The 14,599-nt window shown below is 36.7% G+C and carries 9 protein-coding genes, 1 tRNA gene and 1 pseudogene; 6 read left to right on the top strand and 5 right to left on the bottom strand.

All coding sequences use genetic code 11. The annotated features are described in order from the left end of the window. Both BZK14_RS05300 and elbB read right to left on the bottom strand, forming a co-directional pair. The coding region (locus BZK14_RS05300) for a homoserine dehydrogenase (protein WP_143691359.1) at positions 1 to 772 on the bottom strand (772 nt) is incomplete at its 3' end. Positions 773 to 791: 19 nt separating this feature from the next. Further along, on the bottom strand, positions 792 to 1,475 hold the full coding sequence (elbB, locus tag BZK14_RS05295; RefSeq protein ID WP_077925523.1) for an isoprenoid biosynthesis glyoxalase ElbB: 684 nt from the start codon (positions 1,473 to 1,475) through the stop codon (positions 792 to 794). 165 nt (positions 1,476 to 1,640) lie between these two features. On the opposite strand from elbB, the gene BZK14_RS05290 reads away from it, so the two are divergent. Both BZK14_RS05290 and BZK14_RS05285 read left to right on the top strand, forming a co-directional pair. Next, complete coding sequence (locus BZK14_RS05290; protein ID WP_077925522.1) at positions 1,641 to 3,317, top strand: tetratricopeptide repeat protein; 1,677 nt, start codon at positions 1,641 to 1,643, stop codon at positions 3,315 to 3,317. A gap of 2 nt (positions 3,318 to 3,319) precedes the next feature. Then, a complete protein-coding gene (locus tag BZK14_RS05285; RefSeq protein ID WP_077925521.1) occupies positions 3,320 to 4,864 on the top strand; it encodes an N-acetylmuramoyl-L-alanine amidase in 1,545 nt (514 codons plus the stop codon). A gap of 46 nt (positions 4,865 to 4,910) precedes the next feature. Here the strand turns inward: BZK14_RS05285 and BZK14_RS05280 are convergent, their stop codons facing one another. The 3 genes from BZK14_RS05280 to BZK14_RS05270 all read right to left on the bottom strand — a co-directional run bounded on the left by BZK14_RS05280 (position 4,911) and on the right by BZK14_RS05270 (position 9,651). Continuing rightward, positions 4,911 to 7,061 carry a carbon starvation CstA family protein gene (locus BZK14_RS05280; RefSeq protein ID WP_077925520.1) on the bottom strand — a complete coding sequence of 717 codons (2,151 nt, stop codon included), beginning with the start codon at positions 7,059 to 7,061 and terminating at the stop codon, positions 4,911 to 4,913. Between the two features lie 173 nt (positions 7,062 to 7,234). Next, positions 7,235 to 7,960 (bottom strand): two-component system response regulator BtsR, encoded by a 726-nt coding sequence (gene btsR, locus BZK14_RS05275; RefSeq protein WP_077925519.1) that lies wholly within the window; start codon positions 7,958 to 7,960, stop codon positions 7,235 to 7,237. Positions 7,961 to 7,962: 2 nt separating this feature from the next. Beyond that, positions 7,963 to 9,651 carry a sensor histidine kinase gene (locus tag BZK14_RS05270; RefSeq protein ID WP_077925518.1) on the bottom strand — a complete coding sequence of 563 codons (1,689 nt, stop codon included), beginning with the start codon at positions 9,649 to 9,651 and terminating at the stop codon, positions 7,963 to 7,965. A gap of 239 nt (positions 9,652 to 9,890) precedes the next feature. Between BZK14_RS05270 and BZK14_RS05265 the strand changes: the two genes are divergently transcribed. From BZK14_RS05265 to BZK14_RS05250, 4 genes and pseudogenes are all read left to right on the top strand, one after another. Further along, positions 9,891 to 11,729: an ATP-binding protein gene (locus tag BZK14_RS05265; RefSeq protein WP_077925517.1), complete on the top strand. Its 1,839-nt coding sequence runs from the start codon at positions 9,891 to 9,893 to the stop codon at positions 11,727 to 11,729. A gap of 16 nt (positions 11,730 to 11,745) precedes the next feature. Beyond that, positions 11,746 to 14,028 (top strand): tetratricopeptide repeat protein, encoded by a 2,283-nt coding sequence (locus BZK14_RS05260; protein ID WP_077925516.1) that lies wholly within the window; start codon positions 11,746 to 11,748, stop codon positions 14,026 to 14,028. Positions 14,029 to 14,109: 81 nt separating this feature from the next. Beyond that, positions 14,110 to 14,199 (top strand) — tRNA-Ser (locus tag BZK14_RS05255). A gap of 154 nt (positions 14,200 to 14,353) precedes the next feature. Then, positions 14,354 to 14,599: pseudogene (locus BZK14_RS05250) on the top strand (aromatic amino acid DMT transporter YddG); the annotation flags it as partial.

The raw sequence follows: 14,599 nt of genomic DNA, 5'->3' as shown, positions 1-14,599 counted from the left end.
TTTCAATGCCTTCGCTTAAATTCTTCGCAATACCTAAATGCTTAATGGTGTAACCTAATTGATCAGCATATTTAATGTCATCGCTTTCTAATTTAGAAATACCTTCGATGAACACCTTATCAAACTGTAATGGAATACCAAATGCAATGGATGCTAAAATTGTTAATTTATGAGCAGCATCAATGCCTTCTACGTCAAAAGTAGGGTCGGCTTCTGCATAACCTAAAGCTTGAGCATCTGCTAAAGCATCAGAAAAAGAACGGCCTTTTTCTTTCATTTCCGTCAAGATATAGTTGCCTGTACCATTGATGATGCCAGCTAATGATTCAATTTTGTTACCAATCAGACTTTCACGTAAGCTTTTGATCACAGGAATGCCGCCTGCAACAGATGCTTCAAACATGAGCATTAAGCCTTTTTCAGCAGCTAATTTGAACAACTCGTTACCGTGGGTTGCAATCAATGCTTTGTTTGCTGTAATCACATGTTTATTTTGCTCTAACGCAGTTTTGATATAAGTTAAGCTTGGTTCAATACCACCCATTAATTCAACGACAACATCAATCTCAGGATTCATAATAATCTCATTAATATTTGTTGTAAGTGGCAGATTGTATGGGTTTGCACGATCTAAAGAACGAACAAAAATATTGTTAATTAAGAATTCATAACCTGTACGGCGACTAATTTCCGCGTGGTTTTCTCTAATTAAATCAGCAACACCTGTTGCAACTGTACCAAAACCTAAAATACCTATATTCAAACGTTTCATGCGCTAAATTTTTCCAACTCTAATGATTACTTAACTGTTTTAATAATGTTTCAATAACAAAGTCCGAACAAATATATATATCATAAGGTTTTGCATCGTGGAACATATATGCACCACTTGTGATGATCTTATTTTCTTTGTCTATACAATGTTCATTGATTTTTGTTTCAATGTGTTTGATTTTCCAAGCATTCAATGCTGGTAAAAAATCTGTTGCACTGTCACTTTGGCCAAAAGTTAACATTGCATTTTTTTCTGCATCACGCATTGCTAAAGCAATGACTAAAGGTGCCGCACAAATACCCACGATCCATTTATTGTGTGTAATTGTATCGGACAATGCTTTTTTAATATCAGCTTGCAGACTACCATTAATGCCATCTTCTAAGAAGGTTGTAAAGTTTTTAACAGCACCAAATCCACCAGGTAAAATTACTGCATCATATGCAGTGGCATTGAATTCATTCATTGCACTAATTTTGCCTCGCGCAATGCGTGCTGATTCGACGAGTATATTGCGTGTTTCATCAACAGCTTGGCCATTTAAATGATTAACAGCATTTGTTTGAGGGCGATTGGGTGCAAAAAAATCAACGCTAATATTATGTTTAGATAGCGCAATGATTAAGCTTGTGGCTTCTGTAATTTCACTGCCATCTAAATAGCCAGATCCAGATAAAAAGAACGCTACTTTTTTAGACATTTCATCCCCCTTGATGTTGTGTTAATTTTTATAAGATTCATTTGATCATATCGACTTATTTTGCAGAATGCTATAGGTAAAACGTAAAGAAAACGACATAGAGAAGAATAAGGTGGTTTTTTAGTGTAGAATTACGCAGAAATCTCTAAAAGGATATACGCTGTTATGATAAAAAAAATGACATTAAGTCTTGTAATGGGGTTAAGCGTTATGCTTGGTATGACGCACGCACAAGCCCCTGAGAAAAATAGTGATATGCTCAATTTTTTATTGGGCGAATTGGCTGTACAACGGAATGATCTAGAAGCAGCAGCAGGTTATCTAGAAAAAATTACTAATAATCAAAAAATCCCATATGTTCTAAGGCAGCAATTTAATTTAGCTTATGGGCAAGCTGATTACGTTAAGGCATTATCTTTTTTAGAACAAATCTTAGAGGGTGAGCCAAATAATATTGAAGTGTTATTATTTGAATCGATTATATATGCTCGTTTAAATAGCTATGATAAAGCAGCTGATGTTATGAATAAGATAGCAGGGCTTTATCAAAAAGAGGCTAATGATAATGGTTTTCATTTTTTATATCGTGAATTAAAAGGGCAGATTGATCGAAAAGCTTTTTTAGACATTTACCAAAAAATTGCAAAAATAAATAATTATTCGGCAGAAGTTACGCCGTTATTAGCAAGTCTATTGGTGGATAATGGTTATTATGGTGATGCAATTCACTATTTGAACGATGTGATCTTAAAAGATCAAAATAATGCAGTAAATTATTCGTTGTTAATGTATGCATATTCATTGCTCAATGAGCCTGAAAAAGGGTTGGCAATTTTAAAATCAGCTGCTGAGAAAAGTGCCATCGCTGAGGTGAAAGTAGAATATTTACAAGCATTAATCACTGAATTTTACTTTGAAGATGCATTAACATATGCCAATCAATTGCTCCAAGAATATCCTAATGACTCTCATATTTATGGGCATTTAGCGCTGTTGAATTTTGCTTTGGGTAACAATGATCTTGCTAAAGAGTATGTAGAAAAAGTAATTCAATTAAAAGGTCACTATGTCAATGTTATTTTTGGATTAGCAGATTTTGCACGGACTACAGGGCGATTTAGTGATTTGTATGAAATATTACCAAATATTAATGTCATTGATGTTCAGGTTGTACGCCTAATTGCAGAGGCTGATATGGCACTGCGTAAAAAGTCCTACGCGACATTTTTGGCGATTTTTGATGAATTACGTACCAAATTTCCAGATCGTACAGAATATCTCTATAATCAACAGTTAGATATGTTAGAAAAGTCATATGATTATCAATTGCTATTACCATATGCTGAAATTCTAGATGTGGTGACAAATTATGAATTATTTGTTTACACTTATTATAAATCTTTGGCTTATCAAGAAATGAAGCAGTACGATAAGATGCAGGAGTTAATGCTATCTTGGATTCAGCGAAATCCAGAAGATGCATTGGCGCTCAATGGTTATGGTTATGTGATGTTAGAGCTTGCTAAAACTCCTCAAGATCATCAGTATGCTATGACTTATTTAAAAAAGGCAATTGCTTTAGCGCCAGATGAGCCGGCAATCATGGATAGTATTGGTTGGGGGTATTTTCAAGAGAAGAACTATGTAGAAGCTCGGAAATATTTATGGCCTGCATTTAATCGTTTGAAGCAACCTGATGTGATTGCGCATTACATCGCATTATTGATTGAAGAACAGAAATTAAAAGAAGCCAAGTCACTCTTTGATCGTTTAAAAATTGTTTATCCTGATCATATTGAAACAACTAAATTGATGAAAAGATATCAAGGAATCTTAAAGTAATTATGGCTTATTCATTGTCTAAAATATTGCGTATATTTTGTATCGTCATATTATCCGTATTAAGTTTGAGTTATGTTCATGCGGTGACATTAGTCGGGAAAGGTACAAGTTCTACAACTCCTGATGGTAACTTAAGAATTGTATTTCCTTTAAATGAACGGACGAGTTTTACAAGTTTTCGTTTAGAGAGTCCACCGCGTTTAGTGGTTGATATTCCTCAAGCACAATTACGACAAAAGGCTCAATCTTTACCGATTAAAGGTAGAAATGTTAGTGGTGTACGCTTAGGAACGCAACAAGGTACAGATTTACGGATTGTTGTGGACTTAGTGAAATCAGTGCCGGGCTCCACCGCTTTAGTTAAGGGTAAAAAAGGCTATGAGTTAGTTATTTTGATCAGTCAAGGTAATACGGCAGTATCAAAAGATCGCGCTATTGTTCGTGGCTCAGAATCTGTTGTTGCAGAACAATCAAGTGTGCAAGTCGCCAAACAGGTACCTAAAAAGAACATGTTAGTAGTGATTGATCCTGGGCATGGTGGTAAAGATCCAGGTGCCATTGGCCCAAATAAAACACGTGAAAAAGATGTCGTATTGGCAATTGGTAAAGCCTTGCGTGATCGTATTAATCGTGAGCCAGGGATGAGAGCAATTATGACGCGTGATAGTGATCGCTTCATTCCATTGCGTGAACGAGTGTTGATTGCGCGACGCCAAAAAGCAGATATGTTTGTATCTATTCATGCAGATGCAGCACTGAATCGCTCAGCTTGGGGTGCTTCAGTTTATATTTTATCTACCAAGGGGGCGTCAAGTGAAGCGGCTCGTTTATTGGCAGAGAAAGAGAATAAATCGGATATTGTGGCGGGTGTTAAAATGTCTGATAAAGATAATGCTATTGCATCTATGTTGTTAGATATTTCTCAAGATGCAACTATTGAAGCTTCTAATGAATTGGGTAAGCAAATTTTAAGTTATTTGCAGCATGACACAAAGTTACATAAACAAAATGTAGAGCGAGCCAATTTTGCGGTATTAAAAGCACCGGATATACCTTCAGTATTGGTGGAAACGGGTTTTATTTCTAATGCAAATGATGAAAAGAAATTGAGAACAGCATCTCATCAAAAGCGCTTGGCTGATGATATGATGAAAGGGATTCGTGCTTATTTTAAAAAACGCCCGGCAACGGAACTGGTTTATAGTACAGTTGAAGCACCAAAGAAAGTAACACCCACAGTGCCAACTATGACTGCAACTCCAAATCCACCTAAGGTTAATGCGAATAATAGCGCACCACGAGTGAACTTAGAAAGTAGGTCACAAGTTGTATTTCCAACATTAGAATTAGAAGGAAGAGGTAATCCTCAGCCTGTTGCAAGTTCTAGTCAGAGAGTGCAAGTTAAGCAGCATACTGTATTGCGTGGTGAATCTTTGGAGGATGTGGCAAAGCGCTATAAAATTTCTGCAGATAATTTGCGTAAAGTAAATAATTTACCTGCTAATCAACTCAGAGTACCTGTTGGAACGGTGTTGCGTTTGCCATAATAAAAATCTCGCTTGAGAGCGAGATTTTTATTTTAAAGTTTATGTGTTAATGAGAACTTGTCACGATGCCGCCTTCAGGAACAGGTATATAAGGTGTTTCCATATCTGTACGTTTTTCGCTTTTGCGAGCTTGAATGACGGTTCTTATACCATAAAATAATATCCCATAAACAACGATAATAAATAATACGCTGAGAATTGCATTGGTATAATTGTTTGTAATGATATGTTCTATATCTTGAATTTGTTGTGTAGTTAAATTGTTTGCAGTATCTGCTAATTTAGCTTTATATGTGCTGATTAAGTATAAAAAGCCTTCCATATCAGGGTTTGTGCTAAACATTTTTAAGATGATGGCATATGTACTACAGATTAATAACCATAAAGCAGGTAAGCCTGTTACCCAAATATATTGTGCCCGCTTCATTTTTACCAATACAACTGTGCTAAGAATTAAGGCAATACCAGCAAGCATTTGGTTAGAGATGCCAAATAATGGCCATAAACTCTTAACGCCACCTAAAGGATCAACTACGCCTTGGTATAATAAATAACCCCATAATCCCACACAACCTGCAGTTGCAATGATTCCTGCTAATAAAGAGTCTGTTTTCTTCAAAAATGGTACAAAATTACCTAATAAATCTTGTAACATAAAACGGCCTGAGCGAGTACCTGCATCTAAGGCAGTTAGGATAAATAAAGCTTCAAATAAAATACCAAAGTGATACCAAAAGCCCATATCTAATGCGGGAATAATCTGATGAAAAACATGTGCGATACTGACCGCTAACGTTGGCGCACCACCTGCTCGGTTTAACAATGAAGGTTCTCCGATATCTTTTGCTGTTTGTATAATTTGTTCTGGTGAAATTTGGAATCCCCATGAGCTAACCTTGGCGGCTGCAATGGCTGTTGCATCATATAATGATGACATAATACTTGCATTATCTGCACCTCCTAGATTATGTAAATCTGGCATAGTGAAACCTAAAGTTGCTGGGGCTGTGTTCATTGCGAAATATAAACCAGGTTCAAGGATAGATGCTGCAATTAAAGCCATAATTGCAACAAATGATTCCATTAACATTGCACCATAACCAATGAAACGCGCATCCGTTTCACATGCTAATAATTTAGGCGTTGTGCCTGAAGAAATTAAGGCGTGGAATCCTGAAACAGCACCGCATGCAATTGTGATGAATAAGAATGGAAATATTGCGCCTTTCCAAACAGGGCCATTACCGTCAACAAACTGTGTTAATGCAGGCATTTTTAATTCAGGATTGAGAATCATAATGCCTACTGCTAAACCAACGATGATTCCGACTTTTAGGAATGTTGCTAAGTAATCACGCGGTGCTAGAATTAACCAAACAGGTAATAGAGATGAGATAAAAGCGTAGCCTACTAAGACATAAGTAATAGTTGTTGCTTTGAATGTTAAAGCAGGGCCCCAATATGGATCAGCTGCAATGACGCCACCAAACCAAATGGCGGCAATGAGCAATACAATGCCGATGATAGAAACTTCTTTCATATGTCCAGGGCGTAAATAACGCATATATACTCCCATAAATAATGCAATGGGCACTGTTGAACATACCGTAAAGACGCCCCAAGGGCTTTCTGCTAATGCTTTAACAACGATTAATGCTAATACTGCTAGAATGATAATCATGATCATGAAACAACCGAATAAAGCGATTGTCCCAGGTATTTTGCCCATCTCCTCTTTGATCATTTCCCCTAATGATGCACCATTTCTACGACTAGATAGAAAAAGAACCATAAAATCTTGTACTGCACCCGCTAATACAACGCCTGCAATGATCCACAAAGTTCCGGGTAGGTAACCGATTTGTGCAGCTAATACAGGGCCAACTAAAGGGCCTGCACCTGCAATTGCAGCAAAGTGATGTCCAAATAATACATTTTTATTTGTTGGAACATAGTTTAAGCCATCATTATTGATCACTGCTGGCGTTGATCGTGTTGCATCTAATCGCATAACATTGTTTGCAATGTATAAGCTGTAATAACGATATGCAACTAGATATACAGAAATGGCAGCAACGATAACCCATAATGCGCTAATGGATTCCCCTCGGCGTAATGCCACAACGCTTAAGCAGCATGCCCCCAATATGCTCAATATGAGCCATGGTATATGTTTGAGAATTGCACGTTTATCCATATGATTACCTTTAATTATTCAATTGATCATCTGTGTAATTGATTACTCATTAAGTGCAGGTTAATGAGTAATTCACGCATTTATCTTAGATTAATGATCAATGGAATCATATTAAGAATATATTCAACGGTTATATAGATAATTAAGCGGTAGATATTTAAGCTTTTGTGGTTTTATGAGTTAATTAATCCTATGCGTTCTTTAATCATTTTGAGATATCGCCGGCTGATTGGAACAACAACATTTTTATATAAAATAGCATAAGCTTGGCCATTTTCATTGAATTGTATTTCTTGTAAGGCATCGAGTTGAATTAGATATTGACGATGACAACGAATTAAAGATGTTCGTTCTTCAATGGTTCGCAAAGTGAGCTCAGAAGTATATTGGCTGCCATCTTTTTTTATCACATGAACACCTGTTTGATCTGAGCCGATGTATATAATATCTATAATATTGACTAGATAAATCTTACTGTGCCCTGAGCATGGAATCATATTCAATGGGTTAGTAATGGCATGTAAAGGTTGAGCTTTATGAAAATTATCACTTTGTAGTCGTAAGATGGTTTTATTGAGTCGTTCAGTTTCTATCGGTTTAAGGAGATAGTCAAAAGCAGATGCTTCAAATGCTTGAATAGCATATTCATCATAGGCTGTAGAAAAAATAATATAAGGCAATTGGTCAGGGTCTAACATGCTAATCATTTCAAGGCCACTGATGCGAGGCATTTGAATATCAACAAAAATAATATCAGGTTTGAGTTGATTAATGAGTCGAATACCTTCAATGGCATTGGCTGCTTCACCTATAATAGAAATATTAGGATAATGAGCCAATAGCACTCGTAGATTATCGCGGGCTAAAGGTTCATCATCAATTAATATAACATTAAACATAGTCATCCTTTTGTTGTGATATATGGTATATCAATCATGATTTTAGTGAATGCTTCTGGTTGAGCGATAACAGATAAGCCATATTGTTCGCCATAGCGGACTTTGATGCGTTTGTTGACGAGATTCATACCTAAGCCATCACTATGTTCTGTTGGATGATATAGCCCTGCATCATCTTCTACACTTAAAATGATGTGATTATTTTTTAAATTAGCACTGACTATAATTTGACCACCATTGAGAGTTTGTGTAATGCCATGTTTAATGGCATTTTCAATGATGGGTTGTAAAGAAAAAGCTGGTAAGAGCGCATTTAATAAATGCTCTTCAATATTGAATTGGATGCTCAGGCGGTCCATTAATCGTGCCTTTTCAATATATAAATAAGCATTAATATGCTCTAATTCATCGGCTAATGTAACCAACTCTTGTGATCTTTTAAGATTTTTTCTGAAAAATGTAGATAAATGTTGAACTAATTGGCTAGCTTCATTACTATCTTTACGGATAATAGCAACTAATGTATTGAATGCATTGAATAAAAAATGAGGATTAACTTGGGCATGCAGTAATTTAATTTCTGATTGTGCTAATAATTGTTGATTGCGTTCATATTGCCCAGCCAATATTTGTGAAGAGAGCAGGCTTGCAATACCTTCGCCTAAAGTACGATTAATGGATGAAAATAATTTGTTTTTAACTTCATAAAGTTTAATGGTACCAATGACATTTTTATCTTCTCCCAAAAGAGGGATGATCAACGTTGAACCTAAGCGGCAATGATGATCAATAGAACAACGATAAGGAATTTCATTGCCATCGACATATACTACTTTTTTATTTTCAATGGCTTGTCGTGTATGTTTGGAGGCTATGGGTGTATTAACTTTATGATGATCATCACCCACACCTATAAATGCTAGAATTTTTTGTATATCTGTTATGGCAACGGCGCTTAAGCCCAATTCTTCATATATAACTTGTGCGACTTTCATGCTGTTAGCTTGATTGAATCCATGAGATAAAATACCTTCAGTGCTGACGGCAATTTTGAGTGCACGTTCAGAAAAAGCTGATGTATACCTTTCACACATTGAGCGACGATCCACTAACATTTGCATGAACATTGCAGAACCAATCGTATTAGTAATTAACATTGGCATGGCGATATTTTTTACAAGTGCAAGTGCTTCATCATAAGGTTTAGATAATAATAAAATATTGATGAATTGTAATAATTCTACAACTAACGTAACTGTAGCGGCTGTCCATGGATTTAATAGTTTTTCGATTTTACCACATCGCCATAAATAGGCCTGCACACAACCTGCAACTAAACCAGCGCATACTGTTGATATAGAACAGCTAAATACTGTCATGCCACCAATTGTATAGCGATGAATACCGCCAACCAAGCCAACAGCAAATCCAACTAATGGACCACCCATTAGGCCTGCAACCACAGCACCTATAGCACGAATGTTAGCAATAGAATCATTGATATGTAGCCCCATGTAGGTGCCTAAAATACAAAATCCTGAAAAGATTACAAAGCAGATTACTTTATGAGGTAATCGAGTAGTTACCTGCATTAATGGTGTAAAAATAGGAGTTTTGCTCAAAACAAAAGCAATGACTAGATAAATGCATAGCTGTTGCATTAAATCAAAAATTAATTTGTATTCAAACATTAGATTGAAATCTCAGTAGATTTAGCGAAATAATTATACTGAGCATTATGATTATGATGAATAAAAACAATTGATTGTTAGATGAAAATTGATTTTAGTTAATTTAACTCAATGCTACATTGCAGATAAGGATCGCTCAAAAATTATTCGATGAATTGTATGAAGTTAGAATCATGATTGACAATATTAATGATGCAAGTAAATATGTACGAATTTTTATAGTTTTGAAGGGATGATGAATGGCTGATGTCATTGAGTTGAATCGCAAAGGTCAACAACATAAAGCAGGCGTTGATTTAGAAGGATTGATGCAAATTTTAAGTAAGCATTTATACTCAACGCCGATGGTTGCTGTGCGAGAGTTGGTACAAAATGCACACGATTCTATCGTACGCCGTCGTTTAGAAGATTTATCCTTTAATAATAGTCAAGGTAAGATTCACGTTGTTGGTTTACCGAGAGAAAATAAGCTTAAGATTATTGATACAGGCGCAGGTTTAACAGAACAAGAAATCCATTCATTTCTTGCAACAGTCGGTATTGGCTATACACGTACATTGCGTGAGCAGGATGATGAAACAGGTTTAATTGGTATGTTTGGTTTAGGTTTCTTATCTGCTTTTGTTTTAGCTGATGAAGTTGCATTTAAAACAAAATCGTATCAAACAATAGACGAAGCTTGGGTTTATCATTCAAAAAATGCGGAAGAATATTCTGTGACAAAAGCAGAATGGGATCATGTTGGGACAGAAATTACCTTATCCTTAAAAGAAGAGTATGCATTTTTAGCACAAGAAGAAGTATTAAATAATATTTTGGGGCGTTATTGTGTGTTGCTGCGTGAGCCAATCTATATCAATGCGCAAACAGTTGCGATTAATGAAGAAGCTCCACCATGGCGTAGAGATGAAGAAGTTGCATTGCATCCAACGCAAGCATTGCGTCAAAATTTGGCTTTTGCATCTCGTTTCGAGAAATTCTTTGAACCTATTTGCACTTTACCGATTCAACCTGATGGCAAAAGTGATGCGATCGGCTTACTGTGGATTCAAGATGGTGCCACGTATGGTACAAGCGATAATCGTAATCTTTCTATATTTTTGCGTGGCATGTTGCTCGATGATAATGCACGTGATCTATTACCAGCTTGGGCAGGATTTATTGGCGGTGTGATTGAATCAAATCGTTTGGTGCCAACGGCAAGCCGTGAAGATCTACAAAAAGATACTCATTATGATGCTATTCAATATGCATTGAATGAAGCCATCATCACAGGTTTAGAAAATATTGCAAAAAAACAGCCTGAAGCGTGGCGCAGAATTATGAAGCGTCATAATGAAGCATTATTGGGTGCGGCACTGTGTGATGAACGCTTATTTATGATTTTGAAAAATCATTTAAAAATTCCAACATCACAGGGTGATTTACTAGCCAAAGATTTAGTGACTGATAAAGGTATTCATGTGATGTTGGGGGGTAATGCAGGCTTTGAAGAAATGTTATTCAGGGCGCTTCAAGTACCTGTTGCTATGGGTGATCGTTATGCAGTTGTACCATTTTTACGTAAATTCACAGAATTGAGTAAAACGCCATTGGTGGAAATTGGCACAGATCGCGGTAATGAATACTTATTCCGGTTGGGCAAAGTGGAACCAGAAGTTCAAGCATTTTTAACAGAAAACTTAGCTAATGGTGAAGAAGTTGTACCGGCCTATTTTTCACCTGAAGAGTTACCAATGATCGTTGTGGTGGATCGAGAAGCTGAATTGAAAAAACGCATTGAAGAAGATCAAGAGGATAAAAAAATCTCGCAAGCAGCTTTAAGATTGGCAAGGCATTTTACGCAAAAAATTGAATCCAAAAATCCATTAAAGCTGTATATCAATCTGAACAACAGCGCAATTCAAGCATTGATACAAAATAGAGCAGAAATAGCTGCCAGCGAGCGAGCATTGAAGTTATTAAAGGGGTTTAAAACTTTGATGGCAGGGCAGGAAATGCAAAAAGATTTGAATCTGAATGAGGCTTTGAAAAATATCTCATCAGTGATCGAGTTTTTATTAATAGAGCAAAAGTAAAAGCAGGGGAAAGTATATGGATATGATTTGGGGCTGGGTTAATAAGCTGCAAGAGGAACTGGATGAAGCTGGGCAAAATCAAGCTGCACAGTTAATAGATCAGATCAGTGATGATGTGGCAGAATTGAATATTGGTAAAGTGGAAGCCACAATGCCAGAAGCTCTAGCATTAAGTAGAAGTTTACAAAATCCATGGTTGGAAGTGTATTTCCGCCATTGGGAAATGCGTAATCGCGTGGGTAGCTTAGTGCAAGGTGAAGTTGCCTTGAAGGATGCAGTGGAGTTTTTTGAATTTGCGCATCGTGAAGAAACTCTTGAATGTCCACAATCAATTTGTGTCACGCAAGATTTAACAGAATGTTATGCAAATATGGATGGCCCAGGTTGGGTCGAAGAGCGTATGGCTGTCGCTGAAGAAACACTAGATCGCATTTCGCCAAAATGGAATTGTTTTCAATGTTTGAGTTGTGAATATGCAGAAGCTTTGATTGATGATCAAAGATATCATGAAGCTTTGAGTTATTTAGATCAGCAAGAGCAAAAAATCCTAGCAGCAGGTGAAGAGCTGTTTGGCTCATTAAGTTCACGTAAAGTGATGGCTTATATTAAGCTGGGAGAATATGAAAAAGCTTATGAGCTATTTTTACAGAACATTAAAAACTCAGAGAAAAATTATCAATGGCGTAAACATGTTGAAATGGATAATGTGAGTAGAGCTCATTTACTAGCTTTGTTAGGTAAAATTGATGAAGCAAGAGAGGCTTTGCCTGCATGGAATTCTATTTCACCCATGAGTTATCAAACTTGGATTGCTGCAGCGGTTGCGATTGCAAAGCAAGATGAAGGATTCAATACATGGAGTTTAAGTAGTGTAATTCAACAAGCATTGAATTATTATGTTTCAGTGGGTACTTATCGCAAGATCATTGATGTGGCAATGGATCAGATTGATTTAGCTTTAGCGCGTGGCAGTGTTTGGTGCGCGAACCGAGCTTTAATGATGATGCAAGAAACATTGCCAAAATTGCGTAAACAAGATGGTATTCAGATAATCATTGATCAATATGCTGAGAAAATTGCAACATTTGGCCAAGCAAAATTACCCGTGCTAGCTAATGAATTGTTGGAATGGCTGAATGGGCAAGAAGAGCGTGATCCTGAAAAAGAGATTGATTGGTTGCAAATGGCTGCAAAAGCATTGCCAGAAGACCAAGAGGTTTTATCTTCTTTGATTGATGCATTGAAAGCATTGAATGCAGATCAAGAAGCAATGGAATATCTATGGGCATTTGTGGAGAAAGATCGCACAGATAGCCAATTGGCATATACATTGTTGGGCTTATTAATTAATGGGCAGAAGCTTACTGAATTAGAACGCTTTATTACGTTATTTGAATCTGAATCTGCCATCGCCTTATGGTCAAAAATTCAGCGCGCTTTAAATGAAAAGAATTTAGATCAAGCAAAGTCATTATCTTTCAGAATGTATGAATTGTATCCTGATTATCGCGGGCCAATTTCTGTGTTGGTTTATGTATTTGTAGAGCAAAAAGATTTTGCGAATGCTGCTAAGTGGAAGCGCACGTTAGCAAATATGGAGGAAGATCCCCGTAATCAATTGTGGGATGTGATGAGTTATTTGTGTGCAGCAGAAAATTGGGATGAAGCCCGCAATGTTGCAGCTGAATTGGAAATCAATTTAGTTTCTGAATCTGGTGTGATTGAAGAAGATTGGGGCTTGGTTTATATCAGGACATTCACAGAAGATGGCCCTTATGATGCATTGGCTCAATGTAATGGGCCAGTGACAGCTCGTATTTTAGAACCTTCACCACCAAGTATGAAAGAGCAATTATGCAATGATTGGGTGGTTTTTGATGCGGAGCATTTAGTCGAACGCCCAGAAGATGAAAACGAACGTTTCATTCCTGTGTTTAGAAAATTGCATACTTTGGAAAAAGGTAATTTTGGTACATCTTGGTTTGTGGATGGTGCTTTTCCTGGGGAAGAATTGTTTAATCAATTCAAAGCACAGTTGGATGAAAAAGGCTGGAGAATTTGGGTTCGGAGCCCAGAAGATTATAAAGTGACAGATAGCGAAAATAATGATGAATTGTTAGCAGGTATCTATTTTGTGTTAACAGCACCACAAAGCATTTCTGCCAAAGAAATTGATCAAGTCATGCATGATTTAATTAAAGGTTGGCCTCATCAAATGGTTTGGTATTATTTAGCAAAAGAAGCAGGTAAAGCAGTGGAGCCACATTTGGCTTTAATCGAGCGTTATCAGTTGGATTAAACTGATTTGAGTGAATTTTTAGCAAATAATCAATAAGGGGTTGCGTTTAGCGGTGAATTGTATATAATTCATTTCTCTTTTGGAGGTGTGGCCGAGTGGTTGAAGGCACCGGTCTTGAAAACCGGCAACGGGTTAAACCGTTCGTGAGTTCGAATCCCACCACCTCCGCCAAGTATAGTAAAAAGCTTGTTTATCTTATTGATATGCAAGCTTTTTTATTGCCTGTTTGAAATACTGTATCCTTCATATATTCTGCGTAGGTTTTGGGATATATTCTAATCATGATAAATTTGGTCAGTCGAAAATTGTTATTCAGAGTTAAGTTATGACTAAAACTAAAGCAACATTGATCGGATTAATTGCCATTGTACTGTGGAGTTTCATTGTGGCTTTAATCCGCGTGGTGAGTGAAAATTTTAGTGCTGTTGGCGGTGCTGCTTTAATGTACACAGTTGCTTCAATATTTCTACTATTTTCTATTGGTTTTCCCACAATTCACCACTTTCCTAAAAAGTATCTTTTGGTGGGTGCTGTATTATTTGTTGCTTATGAAATCTGTTTGGCGTTATCC

Origin of the sequence: Wohlfahrtiimonas larvae (assembly GCF_002006755.1) — a bacterium.
Classification (GTDB): Bacteria; Pseudomonadota; Gammaproteobacteria; order Cardiobacteriales; family Wohlfahrtiimonadaceae; genus Wohlfahrtiimonas; species Wohlfahrtiimonas larvae.
Note: the sequence above shows the minus strand (reverse complement) of the source record. Positions and strands in the feature narration are given on the sequence as shown.

Excerpts from the sequence above, each read along its gene's own strand:
- btsR (WP_077925519.1), bottom strand. The coding sequence starts at position 7,960 with ATGTTTAATGTTATATTAATTGATGATGAACCTTTAGCCCGCGATAAT.
- BZK14_RS05260 (WP_077925516.1), top strand. The coding sequence starts at position 11,746 with ATGGATATGATTTGGGGCTGGGTTAATAAGCTGCAAGAGGAACTGGAT.
- elbB (WP_077925523.1), bottom strand. The coding sequence starts at position 1,475 with ATGTCTAAAAAAGTAGCGTTCTTTTTATCTGGATCTGGCTATTTAGAT.
- BZK14_RS05280 (WP_077925520.1), bottom strand. The coding sequence starts at position 7,061 with ATGGATAAACGTGCAATTCTCAAACATATACCATGGCTCATATTGAGC.
- BZK14_RS05290 (WP_077925522.1), top strand. The coding sequence starts at position 1,641 with ATGATAAAAAAAATGACATTAAGTCTTGTAATGGGGTTAAGCGTTATG.
- BZK14_RS05270 (WP_077925518.1), bottom strand. The coding sequence starts at position 9,651 with ATGTTTGAATACAAATTAATTTTTGATTTAATGCAACAGCTATGCATT.
- BZK14_RS05285 (WP_077925521.1), top strand. The coding sequence starts at position 3,320 with ATGGCTTATTCATTGTCTAAAATATTGCGTATATTTTGTATCGTCATA.
- BZK14_RS05265 (WP_077925517.1), top strand. The coding sequence starts at position 9,891 with ATGGCTGATGTCATTGAGTTGAATCGCAAAGGTCAACAACATAAAGCA.